General features: G+C 60.7%; 15 protein-coding genes and 1 pseudogene. 9 read left to right on the top strand and 7 right to left on the bottom strand.

Annotation, left to right across the window (positions count from 1 at the left end; translation table 11 throughout):
* Window positions 1–78: 78 nt before the first annotated feature.
* The 3 genes from malG to malE all read right to left on the bottom strand — a co-directional run bounded on the left by malG (window position 79) and on the right by malE (window position 3,800).
* Entirely contained in the window at window positions 79–969 is an 891-nt protein-coding gene (gene malG, locus RT582_RS18075; RefSeq protein WP_313479009.1) for a maltose ABC transporter permease MalG, read from the bottom strand.
* Window positions 970–979: 10 nt separating this feature from the next.
* On the bottom strand, window positions 980–2,545 hold the full coding sequence (gene malF / locus RT582_RS18070; RefSeq protein ID WP_172602745.1) for a maltose ABC transporter permease MalF: 1,566 nt from the start codon (window positions 2,543–2,545) through the stop codon (window positions 980–982).
* Between the two features lie 67 nt (window positions 2,546–2,612).
* On the bottom strand, window positions 2,613–3,800 hold the full coding sequence (gene malE / locus RT582_RS18065) for a maltose/maltodextrin ABC transporter substrate-binding protein MalE (protein ID WP_313479005.1): 1,188 nt from the start codon (window positions 3,798–3,800) through the stop codon (window positions 2,613–2,615).
* Window positions 3,801–4,052: 252 nt separating this feature from the next.
* On the opposite strand from malE, the gene RT582_RS18060 reads away from it, so the two are divergent.
* Together RT582_RS18060 and RT582_RS18055 are read left to right on the top strand one after the other, a co-directional pair.
* Window positions 4,053–6,122 (top strand): alpha-amylase, encoded by a 2,070-nt coding sequence (locus RT582_RS18060; protein WP_313479054.1) that lies wholly within the window; start codon window positions 4,053–4,055, stop codon window positions 6,120–6,122.
* On the top strand, window positions 6,119–7,225 hold the full coding sequence (locus tag RT582_RS18055; RefSeq protein WP_313479002.1) for a hypothetical protein: 1,107 nt from the start codon (window positions 6,119–6,121) through the stop codon (window positions 7,223–7,225). Before RT582_RS18060 ends, RT582_RS18055 begins: the two co-directional genes overlap by 4 nt.
* A 299-nt stretch (window positions 7,226–7,524) precedes the next feature.
* On the opposite strand, the pseudogene mta reads toward RT582_RS18055, so the two are convergent.
* A pseudogene (gene mta / locus RT582_RS18050) lies at window positions 7,525–8,481 on the bottom strand (glucan 1,4-alpha-maltotetraohydrolase); the annotation flags it as partial.
* A gap of 156 nt (window positions 8,482–8,637) precedes the next feature.
* On the opposite strand from mta, the gene RT582_RS18045 reads away from it, so the two are divergent.
* Entirely contained in the window at window positions 8,638–9,093 is a 456-nt protein-coding gene (locus tag RT582_RS18045) for a sensor histidine kinase (protein ID WP_313478997.1), read from the top strand.
* 550 nt (window positions 9,094–9,643) lie between these two features.
* Here the strand turns inward: RT582_RS18045 and RT582_RS18040 are convergent.
* Window positions 9,644–9,991, bottom strand: coding sequence for a hypothetical protein (locus RT582_RS18040; protein WP_313478994.1), 348 nt, complete (start codon window positions 9,989–9,991; stop codon window positions 9,644–9,646).
* A 667-nt stretch (window positions 9,992–10,658) separates the two neighbouring features.
* On the opposite strand from RT582_RS18040, the gene RT582_RS18035 reads away from it, so the two are divergent.
* The 6 genes from RT582_RS18035 (at window position 10,659) to RT582_RS18010 (ending at window position 22,370) form a co-directional block, all read left to right on the top strand.
* Entirely contained in the window at window positions 10,659–12,587 is a 1,929-nt protein-coding gene (locus RT582_RS18035) for a class I SAM-dependent DNA methyltransferase (RefSeq protein ID WP_313478991.1), read from the top strand.
* Complete coding sequence (locus tag RT582_RS18030; RefSeq protein ID WP_313478988.1) at window positions 12,577–13,920, top strand: restriction endonuclease subunit S; 1,344 nt, start codon at window positions 12,577–12,579, stop codon at window positions 13,918–13,920. The genes RT582_RS18035 and RT582_RS18030 overlap by 11 nt, the downstream gene beginning before the upstream one ends.
* Complete coding sequence (locus RT582_RS18025) at window positions 13,917–16,886, top strand: AAA family ATPase (protein ID WP_313478987.1); 2,970 nt, start codon at window positions 13,917–13,919, stop codon at window positions 16,884–16,886. The genes RT582_RS18030 and RT582_RS18025 overlap by 4 nt, the downstream gene beginning before the upstream one ends.
* Entirely contained in the window at window positions 16,883–18,199 is a 1,317-nt protein-coding gene (locus RT582_RS18020; RefSeq protein ID WP_313285471.1) for an McrC family protein, read from the top strand. The genes RT582_RS18025 and RT582_RS18020 overlap by 4 nt, the downstream gene beginning before the upstream one ends.
* On the top strand, window positions 18,196–19,197 hold the full coding sequence (locus tag RT582_RS18015; protein ID WP_104099111.1) for a Fic family protein: 1,002 nt from the start codon (window positions 18,196–18,198) through the stop codon (window positions 19,195–19,197). The genes RT582_RS18020 and RT582_RS18015 overlap by 4 nt, the downstream gene beginning before the upstream one ends.
* Window positions 19,198–19,268: 71 nt before the next feature.
* Window positions 19,269–22,370, top strand: a complete 3,102-nt coding sequence (locus RT582_RS18010) for a type I restriction endonuclease subunit R (protein ID WP_313478982.1) — start codon at window positions 19,269–19,271, stop codon at window positions 22,368–22,370.
* 1,025 nt (window positions 22,371–23,395) lie between these two features.
* On the opposite strand, the gene RT582_RS18005 is transcribed toward RT582_RS18010, so the two are convergent.
* Both RT582_RS18005 and RT582_RS18000 read right to left on the bottom strand, forming a co-directional pair.
* On the bottom strand, window positions 23,396–24,211 hold the full coding sequence (locus RT582_RS18005) for a hypothetical protein (RefSeq protein ID WP_313478979.1): 816 nt from the start codon (window positions 24,209–24,211) through the stop codon (window positions 23,396–23,398).
* Window positions 24,212–24,247: 36 nt separating this feature from the next.
* A complete protein-coding gene (locus tag RT582_RS18000) occupies window positions 24,248–24,472 on the bottom strand; it encodes a helix-turn-helix transcriptional regulator (RefSeq protein WP_125859692.1) in 225 nt (74 codons plus the stop codon).
* Window positions 24,473–24,533 lie beyond the last annotated feature (61 nt).

Genomic DNA, 24,533 nt, shown 5'->3' with positions numbered 1-24,533 from the left:
TATTGTTCTCGTCGTGGCCTGGCGCACCGGCTCGCATAGCTCCCGCTCCCCGGTCTCGCGCCCTGTTTCAATACGTCCTCAACCCTTCACGCCGCCTGCGGTGAGACCGCCGACGATCCACTTCTGGCAGTAGAGGAACACCGCGGTGATGGGTATCCCGGAAAGCACCGCCGCCGCGGCGAAATCGCCCCACAGGTAGTTCTGCGGATACAGGTACTGCTGGGCGCCCACCGAGAGGGTCAGCTTGTCGACGTCCATCAGCAGCACCGAGGCGATGGGGTACTCGGTGACGCTGGTGATGAAGGCGAGGATGAACACCACCGCCAGGATCGGCACGCTCATCGGCAGCAGGATATGGAAGAATGCCTGCCAGGTGGTCGCGCCATCGACGATAGCGGCCTCCTCCAGCGAGGCATCGATGCTCTCGAAATACCCCTTGATGGTCCAGATGTGCAGTGCCATGCCGCCCAGCGAGGCGACGATCACCGCGCCGTGACTGTTCACCCCGAGCCAGCTGACGTGCTGGCCGAGCTGGTCGAACAGCGCGTAGATGGCCACCAGCGAGAGCACCGGCGGGAACATCTGGAAGATCAGCATGCTCTTCAGGATCGGCGCCTTACCGCCGAAACGCATGCGCGCGAAGGCGTAGGCGCTGGTGGTCGACAGGAGCAGGATCAGCACCGAGCTGGCCAGGGCGATCTTCACCGAGTTCCACAGCCACAACAGCACCGGGAACGGCGGCAGGGTGACGCTGCCATCCTCGTGGGTATAGGGGATGCCCAGAGCCAGCGACCAGTGCTCCAGGGTCGGATTGTCCGGAAACAGGCTGCCGGTGGCGAAGTTGCCTTCGCGGAAGGAAATCGAGATCACCATCAGCAGCGGAAAGAGGATCACCGCCACGAACGCCAGCAGCGCCGCGTGGGTTGCCCACAGCCGGTAACGGGCGGATCTGGGTTGCACCATGGCCATGTGGGTCTCCTTATACCTTCACTTTCGAGAGTTTGAGGTTGAGCAGCGCCATGGCGCCCACCAGCAGGAAGATCATCGTGGCAATCGCCGCGGCCAGGGCAAAGTCCTGCCCGGAATCCTGGAAGGCGATGCGGTAGGTGTAGCTCACCAGCAGGTCCGTGGTGCCGGCCGGCGTGGTCGCACCGATGATGTCCGGGCCACCGCGGGTCAACAGGGTGATGAGCACGAAGTTGTTGAAGTTGAAGGCGAAGCTTGCGATCAGCAGCGGCATCAGCGGCTTGATCAGTTGCGGCAGGGTGATGCGCAGCAGGTTGTCCAGCGGACTGGCGCCGTCGATGGCCGAAGCCTCGTACTGATCCCGCGGGATGGCCTGCAGGAGACCCATGCACAGCAGCAGCATGTAGGGGTAACCGAGCCAGGTATTGACGATGAGGATCATCGTTCGCGCCAGGGCCGGGTCGCTGAACCAGTCCGGGCGCATGCCGAACAGACTGTCGAGCAGCAGGTTGATCTCGCCGAAGTTCTGGTTGAACAGGCCGCGGAACACCAGAATGGAAATGAATGCCGGCACCGCATACGGCAGGATCAGCATCAGCCGGTAGAACGCCTTGCCGCGCACCAGCTCCCATTGCAGCAGGCTGGCCAGCACCAGACCGACCGCGAGGGTGAAGACCACCGTGAGCCCGGCGAAGGCGAAGGTCCAGGCGAAGATCTGCATGAAAGGTTCGCGGATGCTCGGTTCGGTCAGCACCCGGGAAAAGTTGGCGAAGCCGGTGAACACGGTAAAGCCCGGTGGCACCGCCTTGCCCGTCTCGTCGACATAGAAGCCGCGCTCCATATCGGCGGTCAACCGCGCGCCGCTGCGGGTGTCGACCAGTACGCCGGGGCCATCCTGACGATAGACGGGTTGCACGGCGGCGACTTCACGCAATCCGTACAGGCGCAGCAGGCTGCCATCCGGCACCTGCATCACCCATTGCTCCAGGGCCTTGCGCCGCTGAATCACCTCGCGCAACGCCAGCGCATCGCCCAGCCCCTCGACGCTTTCGGCCGGCTGCAGGAGCAGCGGTGATTCGGCGTCAGGCTCGCTGGTCAACGGCGGGCTGACGAACACGCCCTGCTCGCCCTTGTCGATGCGCAGGCGCTCGCCCTCCGGGCTCGGGTGCAGACTGAAGCGGAAGCGCTCGCCGGCGAGGTAGGTCTGGCTCAGGTGATATTGCTCGACCTGGGCCTGACTCAGCAGATTGGTGCCACTGTAGTTGGTGAAGCCAATGCCCACCGTATAGAGCAGTGGAAAGATCACGAAAACCAGCATGCCCGCCACCGACGGGAAGATGTAGCGCTGCGCGTACATGCGCCGGTTGATGAACAGATAGCTGGCGATGCCGGTGACCACCAGCCCGAGCAGAGCGAAGGCCATCTGCTTCTGGACGTAGAGCGCGACCACCAGATACAGCGCGAACGCGTTGAAGGCCAGCCAAAGCAGCCAGCGCAGGCCAGTGGTCAGGGAGCGGGGCAGGCCCCGGGGAGTCGAACGGGTCATGGCAGGGCTGGGCAACTCGGCACGGGCATTCACGGGAGAAGAACCTTTATGAACGGAGCTTAGTCTGCCGGCGCGCCTGTGCAGGCGGCCGGCGAGCGGTTCAACGGGTGATGCGCTTGGCGGCATCGTCCAGGGCGGCGTCGACATCCTGTCGACCGGAAGAGATGTTGGTCAGCGCGGCAGCCATGGCCGACCAGAACGCCCCCATCTCCGGCACGTTGGGCATCGGCTCGCCCATCTGGGCGTTCTCGAAGGTCGCCTTGATGTGCGGGTTGGCAGACAGCTCTTCCATGTAGGCGGTATTGGCCACGGCACCCAGCGGCACGTCGGCATTCACCGTCTTCAGACCCTCGACCTGCAGCAGGTAGTTCTCGAGGAATTCCACGGCCAGGTCCTTGTTCGGGCTGGCCGCATTGAGCAGCGCCGCGGCGACACCGACAAAGGGCTTGCTCGGCTCGCCATCGACCGCCGGGATCGGTGCCACGCCGAAGTCGATGCCGCTTTTCTCGATGTTCGACCAGGCCCAGGGGCCGCTGATCATCATCGCCGAGTCACCCTTGTTGAAGGCCGCTTCGGCCACGCTGTAATCCGCGCCCTTGGGCATCACGCCCTTGTCGATCAGATCGCGCAGCACCTGCGCGCCGGCCTTGGCGCCGGCGTTGTTCACCCCGGTGGATTTGACGTCGTAGCCGCCGTCAGTCTGCTCGAACACGTAGCCGCCCTTGGCCGACAGCAGCGGCCAGGTGAAGTAGGTGTTGTTGTAGTCCCAGAGGATGGCGCGCTTGCCTTGCGCGGAGAGCTTTTCGTTGAGCGCGAGGACGTCATCGAAGGTCTTGGGCGGGGTGTCCACCAGCGCCTTGTTGTAGATCAGGCCGATGGTTTCCACCGAAATCGGGTAGCCCCACAGCTTGTTGTCGTAGGTCACCGCCTGCCAGGAGAAGTCGGCGATGCCCGACTTGGTGTCGGCGCTGGGGGTGACGGGGGTGAGCAGGCCGCTCTTGGCCCATTCGCCGATGCGGTCGTGGGCCCAGATGAAGATGTCCGGGCCGTTGCCGGTGGCCGCTGCCTGCTGGAACTTGTCGGTGGCGCTGTCCGGGTGAGCCACTTCGACGGGGATGCCGGTCTCGGCGGTGAACTTCTTGCCGACTTCGGCCAGGCCTTTATAGCCCTTGTCGCCGTTGATCCAGACGACCAGCTTGCCTTCCTCGATCGCCGCCAGCGCCGGTAGCGGCAGGCTGAAGGTGGCCGCCAGGCCGACGGTGGCGATACACCAGAATTTCTTGTTCATGCTTCGCTTTCCTCGTGGCTTCTTATTAGTTGTTCCACCTGCTGCCGGCCTGAGGCTCTGACAGTCGTTCCATCCTCGGCGCGTCCTGTGCCATGTGCATCCTCCTCCCCAAGGGGGCGGAGGGCGTAGAAGCGGGGCGTAGATCAGCCGTCGCAGCGGCACAAAATACGCCATCGGTCTCGGGTTTACGCCTATACCCGGCTGCCAACGCGCGGTCAAATGTAGCGAAAAAGCATAATGGAGCCACATTTGATGCGTGCCCACCGGTTATCCGTCCTGCCGCTGCTGTTCGGCCTCGCCCTGCCCTTGTCCGGCCTCGCCGCCCCCGAGCTGAGCGTTCGCCTGAACGACCAGCCGCTGTCACCGAGCTGGAACGCCCTGGCAGCCGATCGCTACGACGCGGAGCTGGAACTCGAACCCGGTCGGCTGCATCTGGTGATGCCGCAAGCAGGCGTCGAAAACACCGCGCTTGCGCCGTTCCGTCGGCAGCCGCTTGGCAAAGACAGCGCCTACCGCTACGAAGTGCCCGAGGCGGGGCGCTATCGTTTGATCGTCGAGACCGGCGCCTCAGCGGCGCTGCGCCTGTTACCAGTCAAGGCCGCCGAGCCGAACGCAGCGGCACCGGTCTGCCAGGCCTGGGATGGCAGACCGGTAAACGTGGCGGTTGGCGGCGTGTTCCGCAATGGCCAGACCCTGCGCGATGCGCTATCCGGCGCTACGGCGGACGTGCGCGACGGCCAGGTGACATTGCAACCCGCCGCCGGCAGCGATGGCCTCCTGCTGCTCGAAGCCGCCGAGCCGGCCAAACCGGCACTGCGCGACTGGCGCAACGCGATCGTCTACTTCGTGCTCACCGACCGCTTCGCCAATGGCGATCCAGGCAACGACCGCAGCTATGGCCGCGAGCCGGATGGCGCCGAGGAGGTCGGCACCTTCCACGGCGGCGATCTCAAGGGGCTGACCGAGCGGCTCGACCATATCGCCAGCCTCGGCGTCGATGCGCTGTGGATCAGCGCACCCTACGAGCAGATCCATGGCTGGGTCGGCGGCGGCGATAGCGGCGACTTCCGCCACTACGGCTATCACGGCTACTACGCGCTGGATTTCACCCAGCTCGACGCCAACATGGGCAGCGAGGATGACCTGCGCGCCCTCATCAGCGCGGCCCATGCGCGCGGCATTCGCGTGCTCTTCGATGTGGTGATGAACCATCCCGGCTACTCGACCCTGCAGGACATGCAGCAGATGGGCTTCGGCGCCCTGCGCGACGGCATGGCCGACTACCTGCCCGAGCAGTGGAGCGCCTGGCAGCCGGAAGCCCACGAGAACCTGCACGCGTACCACAACCTGGTGGATTACGAGCACCCGAGCTGGTCCGCCTGGTGGGGCCGCGACTGGGTGCGCGCCGGCATCGCCGATTACGACACACCGCCCAGTAGCACGGTTGATCCGCTCAAGGGCTCGCTGGCCTTTTTGCCGGATTTCCGTACCGAGTCCGAAGCAATCGTCGAGCTGCCGGAGTTTCTTGCGCGCAAGGCACACACCCGCGCCGTCCCGCGCGAGGGTTATCGGGTCCGTGATTACCTGATCGAATGGCTGACGCTCTGGGTTCGGGACTTCGGTGTCGATGGCTTTCGGGTCGATACCGTCAAGCATGTCGAACCCGCCACCTGGGCCGAACTACGCGCCGCCGCCGAACGCGCCCGTGCCGACTGGGCGCGCGCCAACCCGGACGACCCCATGGCCAGCGAGCCGTTCTGGATGGTCGGCGAGGTGTTTGGCCACGGCCCGCAGGCCAGCGACTACCTGGACCAGGGCTTCGACGCCCTGATCAACTTCGACTTTCAGCAGCAGTCGCTGGCGGCCAGCGATTGCCTCGCAGCGGCCGAACCCAGCTACGCGGACTATGCCCGGCGCCTCGGCGAGACGCCCAAACATAACCTCTTGAGCTATGCCTCATCCCACGACACCGCGCTGTTCAGCCAGCTGGCCAAGGGCGACCTGACGCGTCAGCGTGGCCTGGCCGCCGCCCTGCTGCTGGCGCCCGGCGCAGTGCAGGTCTACTACGGTGACGAAAGCGCCCGCGCCTTCGGGCCCAGTGGCTCGGACCCGTATCAGGGCACCCGCAGCCCGATGAACTGGGCCGAGCACGAGCGACCCGAGGTCGCCGCACTGATCGAACACTGGCAGCGGATCGGTCAGTTCCGTGCGCGCCATCCGGCGATCGGCGCGGGTGAGCATCGACTGCTTTCGGCCGGCCAGCCCTATGCCTTCGCCCGCGAACTGGGCGAGGACAAGGTCATCGTGGTGCAGGCCCGATGAGTGCCGCGTCGCTGACCGCAGCGGCACGGCGTCAGGCCCAACTGGCCTTTCTTGCCAGCGGCACCGAGTTTCGCCTGGGCCGCGCCGAGGATTGCCCGTTGCCGCCGGAACAACTGGCGGCGGTGCGCGGCGGCGAGCCCTGGGTGCGTGCCTGCCTCGATGACGGGCTGACAGCGCGTGTCTACCGCGTGCAGCTGGACGGTCACGACTGGGCACTCAAGGTCGCCCGCCGGCCTTGCCGGGTGCAAAACCCCGACGGCCAGACGAGTTTTCTCAACGAGCTGCAGCGGCGCCGCGACCTGGCCCGGCTGATGCGTACGCCGCAACAGGCCGAACGCCTGGCCGGCATCGTGCCAACGCAGTACGCCTCGCTGCAGCAGGGCATCGTGTTGTCGCCCTGGGTCGAGGGCCAGCGCATAGAACGCTGGGACGAGCGCCAGCTAGTCGAGCTGTTCGACCTGCTGATCGCCCTGCTACTGGCCGGCCTGTTCGAGTGGGATCTGGCGCCGGGCAACACCCTGGACGATGGCCGCATCCGCCTGTTCGATTTCGGCTACCTCTACCCCTTCGACCCGCTGCGTCAGTACAACAGCGACGGCCTGGCCTCGCCTGGCTTTCACCCCGCCGAGCGCTTCGAGACGCGCCAGCTGTTCGCCTGCCTGCTGCGTATGGAGCAGCAAAGCGAGACATGGGCACTGGCCGATTTCGAGCTGGAGAAACGCATCGCGCTGGATGCCTACCAGCGGTTGCATCGAGAGCTGACTTGCCGCGGCGCAAGCGAAACGGTATTGGACTGGCTGAGTGGCCTGATGCGTCGCTGGCGCAACGCGCTGGCTGGCGATCTGGGCGGGTTGTACCTGCAGGAAGCCTGGCGCTCGCACTGGCTGGACGTGAAGGACGACCTCAGCGGGCAAAGCTGCACGCCACTGACCCTGCAGCGCCGGGCCTGGCTCCGGGCTAAAGCCACTGCCCAGCATGCCGATTTGCTCACCAGCGGTGCGCTGGCCAACGAACGACAGCCGGACCGCGAAGCGCTACTGCACGAGCTACGGCAGGCTGAGGTGCAGGCCGTCCGCTGGCAGTTGGGCGGGTCGAACGCTTAGCTGCGCGCCCCGCTGCACAAGATGGAACGATAGCTGAGCGGGCCGGCCAGCCAGCCATGTTCTGCGGGGTCGGCCTTGCCCGCGAAAGGGCGCAATAACCCATTCGCGGTCAAGACCGCTCCTACAGAAATGCTGCAGCTTCTGCCTGGTCGCACGCACAGCGAAGATGACCGGCCTGTGCCCAGAGCCCTTCAGCCCGGCGCGTCCCATGGGAGCGGTCCTGACCGCGAACGGCTGCAACAGCCAATTCGCACCCAGGACCGCACCACGCTTCACGCCGTAACCCTGGCGCGGCCGCCTCAGAACGAGCCGCTGGTGCTCGCGCCGGCGGCGGCCTTGACCAGGTTGTTGCCGCCCGATTGCCACTGGCGCACCAGCGTCGCGTTGGCCTCGTTGCGGATCAGGCATTTCCATTCCACATCTTGGCCGGCTGGCAGAGAGATGCTGCCCTTCCAGGTCGGGTAGGCACTGGTGTCGGTCAGGCGCACCGCGGAGGCCGGGCTCCAGTTGCCGAGCTGGCTGACGTTGCCCACCGCGTAGACGCTGTCGCCCATCTGCGTCACGCCGTTGTCGCAGCGGAAATTCACACTGACCAGTCCGCCCTCGCTACCGTCATCCCCGCCGCCATCGCCCGTGCCGTTGCGCCAGACCCGCACCTGGCCATTGCTGGTATTGACTGCTTCGCTGAAGCTGCCGCTGGCGACCTGACCGGGACTGGCCAGATCGGAGTTGAGCGCCACCACCAGGGTCTGCTGGCTGCCGCTGACGGTGGCGACCAGGCCGCTGTAGCCGCTGTGGAAGCTGATCGCCGAATCAGCACGCACGCCGGCGGCGCGACGTACCTGAATCAGCTGGCGGATGAAGTCGCCGTAGCCCCAGTCGTACATGTGCGACCAGTAGACCACCGGAGTGCCCGGACTGGTGAGGATGTAGGCGTAGGCCTGGCGGATCAGCCCGTCCTGCAGCGCCCAGTGGTGCTGGCCACCGTTTTGCCCGGGCGAGTAGCCGGTGTCATGGTTGTCGACGAAGGTCACCGCCACCTCGCGCCAGCGCGGGTCTGGGTTGCCGTTCAGACCGTTCTTCCAGTCGGCGATCGAGCCGTTCTGCATGCGCTCCTTGAGAGCGAAGTCGAACACCGGGCACTTGGCGCGATCGGACCAGTCCTTGATGATCTGCTGCCAGCTGGCGGTGTTGCGCCAGTCCCAGCTCGGGTATTCAGACGGGCCTTTCCACAGTTCGCCGACGCAGAAGCTGTTGCCGAGCGTATGGTTCGGCTGCCGAGCGACCAGCTACCGCGGATGCGCGAGTTGCTCGAGGGGCAGGTACGGCATATTTCAAAACTGGTCGACGACCTGCTCGATGTCTCCCGCGTGAGCACCGGCAAGTTGCGAGTCGAACGCCAGCACGTCGATATGATCGAGATTCTGAACAATGCCATCGGTGCGTGCAGCCCGGTGATGACGGCGAAACGGCAGCACTTCGAAACCCACGTTCCCAGCGGCGTTCTATTCGTAAACGGAGACCCGGCTCGCCTCACACAGATTCTCGGCAACTTGCTGGCCAATGCCGCCAAGTACACACCAGCCGGCGGCAAAATCGCCCTCGCTGCAACGGTCGAGGCTGACGTTATGAGAATCAGCATCAGCGACAGCGGCATCGGCATTTCCGCCAAAGTGCTGCCTTTCATCTTCGACCCCTACGTGCAAGACGAACACGCCATCGGCTTCAACGGGTCCGGCCTGGGCATCGGCCTGACTGTCGTACGGGAGCTGGTCGAAGCGCACGGCGGCAAGGCCGTCGGCATGAGCGAGGGCAGTGGAAAGGGCAGCGAATTCGTGGTGACGTTGCCGTTGGTGAGTGCTGGATAAGCCGGGCGCCGTTTATCGAGTACCACTGGGCAGTAAATACCATCGCCCGGTTTCCAAATAGCTCGGTGAAAATCTACGTTGCCGAGATTGGAGCTGCCGTTGAGCGTACGTAAGTCGAAACTTTTTCGACGCTGCGAAGATAAAGGGCTAAAGGGGGACAGCTTTATTTTCCACGCCGCGCCGTGCGGTAGGCGTAGCAGAATCAGCATAGTGCGGGTTGGCTTTGCGGTGATGGAATGAGAGGCGTCGGGAGGACGAGCCAGGCATCTTGCGCAAAATGGGCGCTTGAACCTCAAGCATTTGTTGGCAGCTACTCCACCCCGTTATCTGAGAGCTTCATACCTTTTCGCCAGCACAAAGAAAAAGCCCCGAGAATCTCAAGATTCTCGGGGCTTTGTGTTTGGGCCGGGGTCACCTTAACTGGCAGCGTAACCTACTGATATTTATAGGTTTTACGGGTTGATAAAATTTAAGGGATACATGTAGGGATACATTTCCATGGCCGCTGTGGCTGTTTCGATGTTTCCGGACGGCTGCAGAGGCCATCCGTTTATGACCTTGGATGCTCGCCTGGATGCACTCGTTCTTCAAGCTGAGGCAAGCCATCGTTCAGTCTTGATTCGGATGGCAAAATTTCATCCGGTGCTCGTACGTCGGGTGCCTGTTTCGGCGGGTCCATCATGAAGCCCGGGCGACAGGTTCCGTCAGTCAGCATGATGCAGTAAAAATTCTCAGCATACGCACGATCCTCCGCATCAACTGTTTTGTCACTACGAGGCTGCTCTTGATCTATCGCGGCGGCGCGGCGCTGTCTAGTGCGCTGCCGGAAATACAGCAGCAGGCCGAGTGAAATGAAGCCGAGAGTCAGGATGATGCTTGCGAGCGTGAGAGTGTCCATGATGTTTTCCGACGATTCCATGCGATGGGTAAGGAGCGCAACTGTGTGCCCCAAGCCATAGTAGCCCTGCTGGCCTTAAATACCTCTACCAACAGGTCGGGTTTGACTGCCATCGAGGCATCTGAACCGGCGTCGAATGTTTGCGCAGTAGGAACGTCTCCTTTTTCACTCCAGGAGTGCGATTCCGTGTTAACCGGGCTGTTTAACCGGCGCTTGTTAACCGCCGTTTCATATCTCAGCCTATAGCCGCTGCTGGGAGCATGAACAAGGCGTTGCGGAAGGGCCTGGTCGACATTTCAAGCTAAGCCCTGAAAGTTTACCTGTTCATATACACAGCGTAGAAACCGCTTTGCGCAGCCCATACAGTCGCTAGCCTAGATCGGGACCTGAAGCGCTGGCCGTGGATTTTCTGGTCCCTGTGCAGCTTGCCTAGCAGGTAAGCTCGGCAAAGATTGATTGCCAGCTTTACCCATGCAAAGGCAATGGATAAGGTGGCGGCATCAAAGCATGGCAGGCCTGTAGTTCCAGGGATGGCCCTCCGCTCGTACTCGTCAGCCAGTACAGCCTTACACCATCTCTTCGGTCTCCGCGCGTCGTTCCGCTTAAAGCCGCATCACCATTTATTTACCGGCGCTTCTATCGGATGGAAGCGCACGAGGAGTTACGCATGACAGATTTGGCCACGTTGTCGCAGGCACTGCTCGCGGCTGTTCCCGCTGATGGCAGCAGCATTGGCAACCAAACTCTGCTCTCGCGCCTGCAAAGCCATCTCGCCGAGTTGACTGACGAACAGTTCCGCGCTGCTCGTGATGAGCTGATAGCGCAGGGTGCGCTGCTCAAAGGTCGTGGGCGCGGCGGTTCCGTATGCCGGGCCTCGGTCACTGGTATCAGCCTGGCGGACCAGGCTTTAAACAACGCGCGTGAACGTCGCGAGCCTGGTGTCGCGGAAGTGCCGGCCAGCTATCTGGTGCAAGCGGCAACTAAGGCCAAGCCGGCCAAGTTACAACCCGCCACCAGCCTGGCAGCAATGGAGAAAACCCTCTGGGCCACCGCCGACAAGCTGCGCGCCAATATGGACGCCGCCGAGTACAAGCACATCGTGCTCGGGCTGATCTTCCTCAAGTACATCTCCGACAGCTTCGCTGGTCGCCGCGCCGAGCTGGAACGCAAGCTGCTGGATGGAAACGACGACTACTACCTGGGCGACGATGCTCTTGAAAATGATGGCGAGGCGCTCAACGCCGAGCTGGAAGACCGCGACTACTACCGCGAAGTCAACGTCTTCTGGGTGCCGGAAGTGGCGCGCTGGGAAGCGATCCGCGCGAGCGCCAAGCAAGTGGACATCGGCAAGCGCATCGACGATGCCCTGGCCGCCATCGAGGCGGAAAACCCCAAGCTCAAGAACATCCTCGACAAGCGCTACGCCCGCGCTCAGTTGCCGGACGGCAAGCTCGGTGAGCTGGTGGATCTGGTCTCGACCATCGGCTTTGGTGACGACACCAACCAGGCCCGCGACCTGCTCGGTCAGGTCTACGAATACTTCCTCGGCCAGTTCGCCAGCGCCGAGGGCAAGAAGGGTGGGCAGTTCTACACCCCGGCCAGCATCGTCAAAACCCTGGTGGCAGTGCTCAACCCGCACTTTGGGAAGGTCTACGACCCCTGCTGCGGCAGTGGCGGCATGTTCGTGCAGTCGGAGAAATTCATCGAAGCCCACGGCGGCAAGCTGGGCGACGTGTCCATCTACGGCCAGGAATCCAACCCCACCACCTGGCGCCTGGCGGCGATGAACCTGGCCATTCGCGGCATCGACTTCAACCTGGGCAAGGAGCCGGCGGATACCTTTATCCGCAACCAGCACTCTGACCTGCGCGCCGACTTTGTACTGGCCAACCCGCCGTTCAACATCAGCGACTGGTGGCACGGCAGCCTGGACGGCGACCCGCGCTGGGTCTACGGCACACCGCCGCAAGGCAACGCCAACTACGCCTGGCTGCAACACATGCTCTATCACCTCAAACCCAGCGGCCGCGCCGGCATCGTGCTGGCCAACGGCTCCATGAGCTCCAGCCAGAACAGCGAAGGCGAGATTCGCAAGGCCATGGTCGAGGCCGATGTGGTGGAAGTGATGGTGGCGCTGCCCGGCCAGCTGTTCTTCAACACCCAGATTCCCGCCTGCCTGTGGTTCCTCACCAAACAGAAAACCGCCCGCCCCGGCGAAGTACTCTTTATCGACGCGCGCAAACTCGGCACCAGCGTTAGCCGCGTGCAGATCGAGCTGACCGACGCCGATATCGAACGCATCGCGCAAACCGTCGCCGACTGGCGCGGCGAACCGCTGGATGTGGGTGGTGAGATTGCTGAATACCAGGACATCGCCGGCTTCTGCCGCAGCGTCAAACTGGCGGAAATCGCCGAGCACGGCCATGTGCTGACGCCTGGGCGCTATGTCGGTGCTGAAGAAGTTGAGGATGATGACGAAGCCTTTGCCGAGAAGATGCAGCGGCTGACCCAACAGCTTGGCGAGCAGATGCAGAAGGGCGCGGAACTCGATCAGTTGATCCGGCAGAAGCTGGGGGGGCTGGGGTATGAGGTCTGAATGGACCAGCTACAAAATTGGCGAGATTTTCGAGCTGGTGAATGGCTACGCATTCAAAAGTGGCGATTTCATTTCAAGCGGTATTCCGGTTCTAAAGATAAAAAATGTAAAGCCCAATAATGTCGTTCTTGACGATCTTTCGTATGTGTCTGTAGAGGTCGCTTCGCGACGAAATGACAAGGCAATCCGCCGTGGCGATATTCTCATCACAATGTCTGGGAATCGATTTGATGGTTCGAAAGACACTTGGGTTGGTAAGGTCGCGTATTTCGATATTTCTGGGCACTACATGTTAAATCAGCGTGTTGGCGTCCTGCGCCCTCGGGAAGGTGTTGTTATTGATCGGAAGTGTGCAGCTTATTTCTTGAGCTCAGATGACTATCAAAAGCTTTTTATATCGATTGCTACCAGCTCCGGCGGGCAGGCAAACCTTTCTCCTGCTCAAATTCGCGGTGAGCAGCTACATTTGCCCCCGATTGAAGAGCAAGCTCGCATTTCGGAGTTGCTGGGGGGCCTCGATGACCGCATCACCCTGCTACGCGAAACCAACGCCACCCTGGAAGCCATCGCCCAGGCGTTGTTCAAATCCTGGTTCGTCGATTTCGACCCCGTGCACGCCAAGGCCGAAGGCCGCCAGCCGGAAGGCATGGACGCCACCACCGCCGCCCTGTTCCCCGATAGCTTCGAAGAGTCCGAACTGGGCTTGGTGCCGAAGGGGTGGGCGGTTAAGCCAGTTGGCGATGCTGTGGATTGTTTGGGAGGCGGTACGCCCGATACCAAGGAAGCCAGCTATTGGGAGCCAGCCGAGCATTGCTGGACGACACCTAAAGATCTGTCGGGTCTGCAATCCCCGGTGTTGCTCCGAACTGAGCGCCAGCTGTCGTCGTTAGGATTGGCCAAGGTCAGCTCGGGATTATTGCCGACAGGTACTTTGCTGCTTTCTTCCCGTGCGCCAATTGGCTATCTAGCTATTGCCCAGATGCCTGTCGCAGTAAACCAGGGCTACATCGCCATCCCGCGCGGTGGAGAGTTATCGCCGCTCTACATGTTGTTCTGGTGCCGTCAAAATATGGAAGGGATCAAAGGCCGCGCTAATGGTTCGACCTTTATGGAGATCAGTAAAAAGGCTTTCCGCCCAATCCCTGCGTTGGTGCCAGCGGTTGACGTACTGAATGCCTTCGCAGATATCGCTGAGCAACTTTTCGAGCGTTTGATCGAAAATGAACGTCAAGCCCAAACCCTCACCCAACTCCGCGACACCCTCTTGCCCCGCCTGATCTCCGGTCAGCTGCGCCTGCCAGAAGCTGAAGCTCTCGTAGCGGAGGCTGTATGACACCGGCTACCAACGATAACTTCCAACGGCTAATCGCCCATTTAAAAGCCCAGGGCGAGGCAGCTTGTGCTCGCAGCGAAAACACAGCCGAATATCAGAGTTTTATCCAGGTCTTTCCGTTAACGCGATTACCGCACCTGACTTTAGATCAGTACTGCGTGGGTAAAGGCGGGGGCGCGTCGTTCTGTTGGTGGATCGAACAGGGCGTGATACCTGCGCTCGGGCGTTATATGCCAGGAACATCCAGAGGCCACATTCTCTATTTTCTAAGTGACGGCACGCTTTATAAGAACCGTCGCCTGCAAGGTTTGAGCGATGAAGAAGCGCTGCGCTACACACTCAAAATCCACTGTGCTATCGCGGGCGCAAGCCCCGACGATTTGCTCTGGATTGATGACGACAAAGCGATCTACGTCCGTGCCGGTGTGGAGCCGCGAGTCACTGTTGGTGATGGGCGCAAGCTGCGTTTATTAGCCTGCTATCTCCCTGCGCAGACTTTGCCCATCTCGTCGTCGGAACATTTGGGTCATTACCTTAAAGCCCTTGGTTGCCCCGACGAGAATGTCCCGCCTTTGAAGAAGCCCGTGGCTCGTATGCTCAAGCTACGTGAATACTACGAGCTGGCCAGAGAATCGGTCCCAGGCCTTAGCCCGTTCGGATTTATGCGAGGCCTTTACAGCGGTGAATTGGGGCTTGCACCGGTTAAGGAGCTCTCCGCCAGCGACGATGGAGAGCCGGCCAGCCTATTCGTTCCAATTCAATTGAGCCACGGCGATCGGGTGGACTGGAACCGGATTACTCACGTGCGCCTGACGGGACGCAAGGCAGATACGCCAAAGGCCCAACAATCTCTGGATTTTATTGCGTCTCACGTCGATAGCGCCGATGTCGCGGCTATCGCTGACCTAGAAGCGGACTTCCCTGGTAGAACATGGGGGCAGAAAGGTCAGCAGGGCGCCATGCGCTTTGACCTGCGCCATTTCGCAAATAGTCGGGACAGCGGAGATAACCCGCAGGACAAGGGCTTGTTGGAGCTTGGCTATATGACAAGTACCGTTGATGGTGAGGGACGTGCAATGACTCAGGTGCGGGTGCCGTTAAATCAAATCCTCTTCGGTCCACCCGGCACCGGTAAAACGCACGCCACGGTCGAGCATGCGTTAGCCATTCTTGATCCGCAGTTGCTGAGCGCTTGTAAAGACGACGTTGAAAACAGTCGTAAAAGGCTGAAGAGCCGCTTCGACGAGCTAGTGCAGCAAGAGCGCATCCGTTTCGTCACCTTCCACCAGAGCTTCAGCTACGAGGATTTCGTCGAGGGGCTGCGTGCCGAGAGCGACGCTGATAGCGGGCAGTTGCGTTACGAAGTGGTCGATGGTGTTTTCAAAAGCCTTTGCGAAGCAGCCGCCGCCAAAGTCACTCAGCAGGCGGAAGCGCCGTTAGAACTCGGTAAGCGCAGAATTTGGAAAATGTCCCTGGGTAATACCCTTGGTAGCGACGCCGGGGTTTACGAAGAGTGCGTTCAGGGTGGCTATGTGCTGCTGGGCTACGGTGGCGGTATCGACTTCAGCGGCTGTAGCAACCGTGGCGATGTACAGCAACGTTTCGTGGATGCTGGCGTAACCCTCGATGGCCCTAACGATTACAGCGTGACCAGCGTTACCGCGTTCGTCACCAAGATGAAGCCGGGCGATCTGGTGGTGGTAAGCGATGGCAATTTTAAGTTCCGCGCGATTGGCGAAGTCGCTGGCGGCTATGCCTTCAAAATCCATCCCGAGTACGACCCGCATTATTCACAAATGCGGCCGGTGAAATGGCTGCGCCAATACAGCCCGTCTTTGCCCCATAGTGAGTTACTGAACGGCCAGTTCAGCCAGATGACGCTCTATGAGTTGCGTAGCCCAACCCTAAACCGCGAGAAATTACAGGCGCTGCTGGGGGCGCAAACGACTGAAGATGGGGCGTTGTTTCACGTCGGCCAGCGTTTTGGCCAGGGCTATGTGGTGCGTGCGATCAGCCCCGAAGTGGTTGAGCTAGATAAACCTAAAGGCGGTGTCCTGCCATTGCCGCTGAGTTTGGTGCGGCAGCTATTGACCTATGTGCAGAACGGCAAGCTGGACGTCGAGGATATCCGCCAGGGCCGCATCTTCCAAAAGGTGGCAGAGGCCGAGCTCGAGAAATTCATCGTCAATGGCTACCAAAGCCTGTTTGCGGCAATGGTCGAACAACTGCTGAAGCCACAGCCTAAGAGCACAACTGTCGATGCTCGAGTGCTCATCATCGATGAGATCAACCGCGGCAATATCTCGCGCATTTTTGGCGAACTCATCACCCTAATCGAGAAGTCCAAGCGTGCTGGCGCTGAAGAGGCGTTGTCGGTGGTGCTGCCGTATTCCAAGGAGCGGTTCAGTGTGCCAGATAATGTTTATCTCATTGGCACCATGAACACCGCCGACCGTTCGCTGGCAGGGCTGGATATAGCCCTGCGCAGGCGCTTCGTATTCCGTGAGATGCCGCCAAAGCCAGAATTGCTGGACAGCGTGGAGGTGCAGGGGCTTAACATCGGCCAGCTGTTGCGGGTGATGAATCAGCGCATTGAGGTGCTATTTGATCGAGAACATTGTCTGGGTCACGCCTACTTCATGCCGCTGGAGAAGGACGCCTCGCTGGCACGCCTGGAGAGAATCCTGCGCAATGAGATTCTGCCGCTGTTGCAGGAATATTTCTTTGACGACTGGCAGCGCATTCAGTGGGTTCTCAATGATCACCGTAAGCCCGCGATTGATTGCTTCGTGCAACAGGATAACCAGGATCTGGCAGGGCTGTTCGGCAATATCAGCGTGCCAGCGCAAGGCGGGGTATGGCGGATCAATGATGCGGCGTTCAAACGGATTTCTGCGTACAGGGGAATTATCGGCGTGCAGTCCCCAGCCGAGATTCCTGCTGAGATCGAGGAGACGGGTGCGTGAGCGCGTTCGTTACCGTTCGTGAATATGCTCGCCTGACAACGGCCGCTGTCGCGCCCGGCAACCTTGACTGCGCGCAAATTACCGAAAGTGCCTTCGAGTGGCTGTGTGAGCTGAGTGCCGGATTCAACCGTAACGGCGCGCCGTTACTGCAGGTTGAAGGGCGGTGCTCGCTGAAGTGGGATTCCTACGTGGGCGTTCTGGAAACACCCTGCGGTACGCGGCTGGAGATTCTGCCCAAGCATCACGAGCAGGATGATTGCATGCTGAAAAGCCGGCGTTTGCTGCGCAAGCTGATTCAGCACGCCTTGCATCTCAAGCCGCGCGAGGCATCGGTGACGAGCCTCGAATTGTTTGATGCGCCGCTCAGTGAGTGGGTGATGGGGCAGTTTCTGGCGGAGCTGGATTTGTTGGTCAAGCGTGGTGTGCGCTTCGACTACCAACGCATCGAGGAGGAACAGCGTTTTCTCCGTGGCCAGCTCAATGTGGTGGCGCAGATGCGCCAGCCGCCGGGCCGCCAGCATCACTTTCAGATTCGCCACGATGTATTTCTGCCTGATCGGGCCGAGAATCGCTTGCTCAAGCTGGCGCTGGAGCAGGTGGCCAAAGCCACCCAGGATGCAGCCAATTGGCGACTGGCCAACGAGTTGCGGGCGATGCTCGCGGAGTTGCCAGCCAGCCGACAGGTAAGTCAGGACTTTCGGGCATGGAGCCGCGACCGGTTGATGGCGCATTACCAGGCGGTGAAGCCCTGGTGTGAGTTGATCCTCAATCAGCAGATGCCGATTGCCGTGGCCGGTGACTGGCGCGGCATGAGCCTGCTGTTTCCGATGGAAAAGCTATTCGAGTGTTATGTCGAGGCCTGGTTGCGTAAGCAGTTGCCCTCCACAGCACGCTTGACGAGCCAGGCCAGCCGCGAGCACTTGTGCGGGCATGATCATGGGAAGATGTTTCGCTTGAAGCCGGACCTGCTGATCGATACCGCTGAGCAACGCTGGATTCTGGACACTAAATGGAAACGTGTGGATTCAGGAGAACCTGAGAAAAACTACAACTTGAACCAGGGTGATTTTTACCAGTTGTTTGCCTATGGCCATAAGTATCGCGTTGGAGCAGGCATACCTACCCTGGTGCTGATCTATCCGTTCTGGTCGGGGCTGCAAAAAGCGCTGCCGGTATTCGATTACGGAGAAGGCATGAAGCTATGGGTGCTGCCGTTCGATTTGGATAATGAGCGTTTGCTGAACGCTGATTGCGCCGGTATTCCATTGCGGCAGACAGCGTCTTCCCCCACCCGGATGGAATTGACCGCATGAGCACCTACCAGCCACCGCTGACCCTCACCCCGCACATGCTCGCCCTGGTCGCCGAGATCGCCGAACAGGTCGGCCGGCTGACGGCACGCGAGGAGGCGGCAATGACCCCGCAATTGCGCCGGGGCAATCGCATCCGCAGCATCCAGGCCTCGCTGGCCATCGAGAACAACACCCTGAGCGTCGAGCAGGTCACCGCCGTGCTCGACGGCAAGCGTGTGCTCGGGCTGCCCCGTGAGATCCAGGAAGTGCGCAACGCCTTCGCCGCCTACGAAGCCATGCCCGGCTGGAATGCTGCCAGCCGGGCCGATTTGCTGGCCGCCCATGGCCGCTTGCTGCATGGCCTGATTGATGATGCCGGCCACTTTCGTCGCGGCGGGGTTGGCATTTATCGGGGTGAACAACTCATGCACATGGCGCCACCGGCCAGCCGCGTGGCGCAACTGGTCGACGATCTGCTCGGCTGGCTGGAAGCCACCGACTTACACCCGTTGCTGGCCAGTTGCGTGTTCCACTACGAATTTGAATTCATCCACCCGTTCGCCGATGGCAACGGTCGCATGGGCCGGTTGTGGCAGACGCTGATTCTCAGCCGCTGGCGACCGGTGCTGGCCTGGCTTCCGGTGGAAAGCGTAATCCGCGACCGTCAGGATGCTTATTACGCAGCCCTGTCCGCCGCCGACCAGGTCGCCGAGGCGACGCCTTTCGTGGAGTTCATGCTGGAGGCGCTGCAGCAGGCGCTCGGCGAAGCATTGGAGGCGCAGGCGCGAGAAACAGAAATAACGTCGGGGAAAAAGTCGGTAAAAACGTCGGGGAAAATCCTGCAGGCCATTGCTGCACGGCCCGACATCACCATTCCCGAACTGGCCGCACTGACCGGCGTCACCGAGCGCTCGGTTGAGCGAAGTCTGCGCAAGTTGCAGTCTGAAAACCGCCTGCGCCGCGTGGGGCCGGCCAATGGAGGGTACTGGCAGGTGATTCCGGCCGGTCAGACCGAGTGACCCGTCGATTACCGGGTTGTCATGTTTTTTCGTCATGTCGATGCGTTCGACGGATCAAGGATTGAGCAGTAATGACCGAAGACCAACTGGAACAGGAATGCCTCGGCTGGCTGGGCGAACTGGGTTACACGCACCTTTACGGGCCGGATATCGCCCATGACGGCGGCGACCCGCAGCGCGACAGTTATCGCCAGGTCGTGCTGACGGAACGCCTGCGCGCCGCCATCGCAAAGCTCAATCCCCAGGTGCCGCTGGCCGCTCGCGAGGATGCGCTCAAGCAGGTAGTGGATCTGGGTGTGCCGGCGCAGTTGTCGGCCAACCGCCTGTTCCATCGGCTGCTGGTCGGCGGCGTGCCGGTGCAGTACCAGCTCGATGGCGAAACCCGGGGTGATTTCGTGCGGCTGATCGACTGGGTAAACGTGCGCGGCAACGAGTGGCTGGCGATCAACCAGTTCAGCATTCAGGGGCCGAAGCACACCCGGCGCCCCGACATCATCCTGTTCGTCAACGGCCTGCCGCTGGTGCTGCTGGAGCTGAAGAACCCCGCCGATGTGAACGCCGACCTGTGGAAGGCCTTCGACCAGTTGCAGACCTATAAGGAGCAGATTCCCGATCTGTTCCACTACAACGAAAGCCTGGTGATTTCCGATGGCAGCGAGGCGCGCATGGGTTCGCTGTCGGCCGATGCCGAGCGCTTCATGAACTGGCGCACCATTGACGGTGAACAGCTCGACCCGCTGGGTCAATTCAACGAACTGGAAACCCTGCTGCGCGGGGTGATGGCGCCGGAGATGCTGCTGGATTACCTACGTTACTTCGTGCTGTTCGAGGACGACGGACGCCTGGTGAAAAAGATCGCCGGCTACCACCAGTTCCACGCCGTGCGGGCGGCGATCCGCCAGGTGGTCAGCGCTTCGCGCCCGGGCGGCACGCATAAGGGCGGGGTGGTCTGGCATACCCAGGGCTCGGGTAAGAGCATCACCATGACCTGTTTCGCCGCGCGGGTGATGCAGGAGGCGGCGATGGAGAACCCGACCATCGTGGTGATCACCGACCGCAACGACCTGGACGGCCAGTTGTTCGGGGTGTTCTCGCTGTCCCAGGATCTGCTGCGCGAACAGCCGGTGCAGGCCGAGACGCGCGGCGATCTGCGCGAGAAACTAGGCAACCGTCCGAGTGGCGGCATCGTGTTTGCCACCATTCAGAAGTTTATTCCGGGTGAGGATGAAGACAGCTTCCCGGTGCTTTCGACTCGCTCGAACATCGTGGTGATCGCCGACGAGGCGCATCGCACCCAATATGGTTTCCATGCCTCGCTGAAGGCGCCCGACCTGAAGGTGGCCGAGGCCAGCGCCCGCTATCAGGTGGGCTATGCCCAGCACCTGCGCGATGCCTTGCCGAACGCCACCTTCGTGGCCTTTACCGGCACGCCAGTGTCCAGTGAGGACCGTGACACCCGGGCTGTGTTCGGTGACTACATCCATGTGTATGACATGCAGCAGGCGAAGGATGACGGCGCCACGGTCGCGATCTACTACGAGTCGCGGCTGGCCAAGCTGTCGCTGAAAGACAGTGAGCTGGCACATATCGATGATGAAGTCGATGAGCTGGCGGAGGATGAGGAAGAGGATCAGCAATCGCGTCTGAAGTCGCGCTGGGCGGCGCTGGAAAAGGTGGTGGGGGCGGAGCCGCGCATCAAAAGCGTGGCGGCGGATCTAGTGGCGCACTTCGAGGAGCGCAACCAGGCGCAGACCGGCAAGGCCATGATCGTGGCCATGAGTCGCGAGATCTGCGTGCACCTATACAACGAGATCGTTGCGCTGCGTCCCGACTGGCATGAAGAGGACCCGGAGCAGGGCGCGATCAAAGTGGTGATGACTGGCAGCGCTTCGGACAAGGCGTTGCTGCGCCCGCATATCTATCCAAGTCAGGTGAAGAAGCGCCTGGAGAAACGCTTCAAGGACCCGAAGGACCCGCTGCAGCTGGTCATCGTGCGCGACATGTGGCTGACCGGCTTCGACGCACCCTGCGTGCACACTCTCTATGTGGACAAGCCCATGAAGGGCCACAACCTGATGCAGGCCATCGCCCGGGTGAACCGGGTGTTCAAGGACAAGCAGGGCGGCCTGGTGGTCGACTACATCGGCATCGCCAACGAACTGAAGGCAGCGCTCAAGGAGTACACCGCCAGCAAGGGGCGTGGGCGACCAACCGTCGATGCCCACGAAGCCTATGCGGTGCTTGAGGAAAAACTCGACGTGCTGCGTGGCCTGCTGCATGGCTTCGATTACAGCGATTATCTAACCGGTGGCCACAAGCTGCTGGCCGGTGCGGCGAACCATGTGCTGGGGCTTGAGGATGGCAAGAAGCGCTTCGCTGACAACGCGCTGGCCATGAGCAAGGCCTTCACCCTGTGCTGCACGCTGGATGAAGCCAAGGCGGTGCGCGAGGAGGTGGCCTTTCTGCAGGCCATCAAGGTGCTGCTGACCAAGCGCGAGATCAGCGCCAGGAAGAAGACCGACGAGGAACGCGAACTGGCTATCCGCCAGATCATCGGCAATGCCGTGGTTTCCGGCGAGGTGGTGGATGTGTTCGAGGCGGTGGGGCTGGACAAGCCGAACATTGGCCTGCTGGACGATGAATTCCTCGCCGAGGTGCGCAACCTGCCGGAGAGAAATCTGGCGGTGGAGCTGCTGGAACGGCTGCTGGAAGGCGAGATCAAGAGCAAGTTCGCCAGCAACCTGGCACAGGAAAAGAAGTTCTCCGAGCTGCTCGACAACGTCATCAAGCGCTACCAGAACCGCTCCATCGAAACCGCTCAGGTCATCGAAGAGCTGATCGAGATGGCCAAGAAGTTCGCCGCCGCCAGCAAGCGTGGCGAGCAGCTTGGGCTCAATGATGACGAGCTGGCCTTCTACGATGCCCTAGCCAATAACGAAGCCTCGGTGCGTGAACTGGGCGATGAGATCCTTGCCAAGATCGCACATGAGCTGACCGCAGGCTTACGGCAGAACGTGACTGTGGATTGGAGTAACCGCGACAGCGTACGTGCGAAGCTGCGGCTAATGGTCAAGCGCATCCTACGGAAATACAAATATCCGCCTGACCAGCAGGAAGGCGCTGCACAGCTGATTTTGGAGCAGGCTGAGATCCTATGTGCAGGTTGGGCGTAGGTTGGGTCGGTTACAAGCTCGCTATCGAAGATCCCTTCAAGCCGGGATGCGGCAGACTGCTCTCGGAGCAAGGTCAGGGCAGATAATCCGCTTTGGCTGACACCAGTGAGCTTTTTAGGTGGCTCCGTACTGGTTGGCGCAGGTTGTTGGTCTCCAAATCGGTACCGCCTGCGCTCATTTTCATGGATACCAGCCCGTGGATACCGGAAGCACACTGGCTCCGACTGTCGCCTCGTGCTGGCTGATGCCCCGCCTGCCGGGACGGTGAATCTATTCTGACGCAATGCGCGCGCGGCATAGTACGCAAAGGTACATTTCCGTGCGTACCACGCTGCGTACCACTCTTTTGCGTACCTGGTAGCCGATGCGCAGCACCGTTGAGTCGCTACGGCTCAAGTGCCGCCCCCTCTTCGGTTGATACTTCTCGAGGCCGGCCAATGGTCTGCTGGGTTTAGGGTGGCTTAATAAATGAAGACCAAATGAGTGATGTATTAACTGTCCGTTTCCGTGCGCACCACTCTGTTGCGCACCGTCTTGTAGGCCACGGCAATCCATCAATCTGCTGGTAGGCCTCAAAAGTTAATCGCTGCAGTTGGGGGATGCTTTACCCCAGAAGAATGCGCTGTAGTGCGAGCATATGGACGCCAGTCTGGCGGTAGTGGCTGAAAGCATGCTCGAGGGACGGGGAGTTTATTGTTGACTACCGGTACCGTGCCTCATTCTCTTTTTTGGTGTAGCGATACCCCGTCTCGCTGATGCCCTGCTGCTCGATTGGCAAGCGTCGTCGTCCCAGGTGAGCTGGCACGTCGGCTCTGACATTGGATCGATACAGAAACTGGTCGGCTTGCATTAAGGAAAGTATTTGGTCGGCATGGGCCTGTCGTTTCTTTGCCCCCGTAGACAGCTGCGGAGATCGTAACGGCGCGGGCGGGAGTTAGCGGTGCTGCGTCGGCACGGATGACTTATATGAGGCGAAACAGCTCGACAACGATTACTTTGCGGAGGAGTGACGGTGACTTTTGTTGCTACATCTCCTTGCTACAGAAATCGTCAGTCCACTCGTCAACAGTTTGGTCTTGCGGTCGTTTGGGTAATGGGGTGGCTGAGCTAGGCCCCGTGTCATCGCTCTTCCTGATTACCGCTTTACCGTAGTATTGATCGCCCGTAGTTGATTTCGGCTGAAAGCCGCGTAGCGCATGGCCTGTAGCCAAATCCCTATCCGGTTTTTTTATCCGGCGGTTATCCGGTTCATATCCGGCTGTTATCCGAGAGTTTTCCGGCAAAAATGCTTTCCTAACCAGGTCAGCAGAAACGAACAACGGTCTTATTGAACCTTTAACCATTCGGCCATCATCACGGTCTTCAGTCAGAATTGCTGTGTACAGCATGCCTTTGAGTTTGCCCATGTAGTCGTGAAACGATGTGAGGCTTTTGGGGATGGCGAGTGCTGTAGATTTCCAAAACTTATAGAACTCACCACGTTCGGTAACAATGAAGTGCCCCTTCGGTAGTGGTGCGCCTGCCTTTCCGCTGTTGGTAGTGCGAATGCGAGTAAGACCAACGTTGAAAATAGCGTAAGTGCTTTCGTCCGCTATGACCGAGGTGAATTGTAGGGATATCCCTGCATGCTTTAACCTACCGTAATAACCTGTTTTGTAGCTGCGGTATTCGTATGCATCTATCTCTAGCGCGGTCAGAATCTCGCGCCGGAGAATCAGCGAGTATTTTTTTAGAAAGTCCTGGCTCACTTCTTCCCCGTTGGGCTGGCGCACAACGAGCCGGCCGAGCTCGATACTGACTTCGGCTTTGCGGCTAAGCAGCCGGCTAACACGAGAGGTCATAGTTATTCAGGCTCTGATCTGTAGACGCAACGCGGATTACTCCGCATCACGTTCCTTGATCTTGCCAGCGAGCCAGGCGTTCAGCTCGGCGATCACATAGTAGGCGGCAGCCTGACGGGTATCGCTGAATTTGATGGGTTTCGGGAACGTCGGGTCTTTTTTGCGCAGCTTGTCCAGCCCGGAGCGGGTCTGGCCGATGACCTTGCAGACTTCGGGCTGGGGAATGAGAGCTTGGTCAATCGTGGGGTGGGTAGGGTGCATCTGAGCGTGTTGCCGCTGACCGAAAACTGACCCAGTAGAGGCTGTTCTGCCGACTGAAAAC

Origin of the sequence: Stutzerimonas kunmingensis (assembly GCF_032106285.1) — a bacterium.
In the GTDB taxonomy this organism is placed as follows: domain Bacteria; phylum Pseudomonadota; class Gammaproteobacteria; order Pseudomonadales; family Pseudomonadaceae; genus Stutzerimonas; species Stutzerimonas kunmingensis_B.
The sequence above is the reverse complement of the archived record's forward strand: the minus strand, read 5'-3'. Positions and strand labels throughout refer to the sequence as shown.

Coding starts and splice junctions, on each gene's coding strand:
- malG (WP_313479009.1), bottom strand. CDS start 969: ATGGCCATGGTGCAACCCAGATCCGCCCGTTACCGGCTGTGGGCAACC.
- malE (WP_313479005.1), bottom strand. CDS start 3,800: ATGAACAAGAAATTCTGGTGTATCGCCACCGTCGGCCTGGCGGCCACC.
- RT582_RS18060 (WP_313479054.1), top strand. CDS start 4,053: ATGCGTGCCCACCGGTTATCCGTCCTGCCGCTGCTGTTCGGCCTCGCC.
- RT582_RS18055 (WP_313479002.1), top strand. CDS start 6,119: ATGAGTGCCGCGTCGCTGACCGCAGCGGCACGGCGTCAGGCCCAACTG.
- RT582_RS18045 (WP_313478997.1), top strand. CDS start 8,638: ATGATCGAGATTCTGAACAATGCCATCGGTGCGTGCAGCCCGGTGATG.
- RT582_RS18040 (WP_313478994.1), bottom strand. CDS start 9,991: ATGGACACTCTCACGCTCGCAAGCATCATCCTGACTCTCGGCTTCATT.
- RT582_RS18035 (WP_313478991.1), top strand. CDS start 10,659: ATGACAGATTTGGCCACGTTGTCGCAGGCACTGCTCGCGGCTGTTCCC.
- RT582_RS18030 (WP_313478988.1), top strand. CDS start 12,577: ATGAGGTCTGAATGGACCAGCTACAAAATTGGCGAGATTTTCGAGCTG.
- RT582_RS18025 (WP_313478987.1), top strand. CDS start 13,917: ATGACACCGGCTACCAACGATAACTTCCAACGGCTAATCGCCCATTTA.
- RT582_RS18015 (WP_104099111.1), top strand. CDS start 18,196: ATGAGCACCTACCAGCCACCGCTGACCCTCACCCCGCACATGCTCGCC.
- RT582_RS18010 (WP_313478982.1), top strand. CDS start 19,269: ATGACCGAAGACCAACTGGAACAGGAATGCCTCGGCTGGCTGGGCGAA.
- RT582_RS18005 (WP_313478979.1), bottom strand. CDS start 24,211: ATGACCTCTCGTGTTAGCCGGCTGCTTAGCCGCAAAGCCGAAGTCAGT.
- RT582_RS18000 (WP_125859692.1), bottom strand. CDS start 24,472: ATGCACCCTACCCACCCCACGATTGACCAAGCTCTCATTCCCCAGCCC.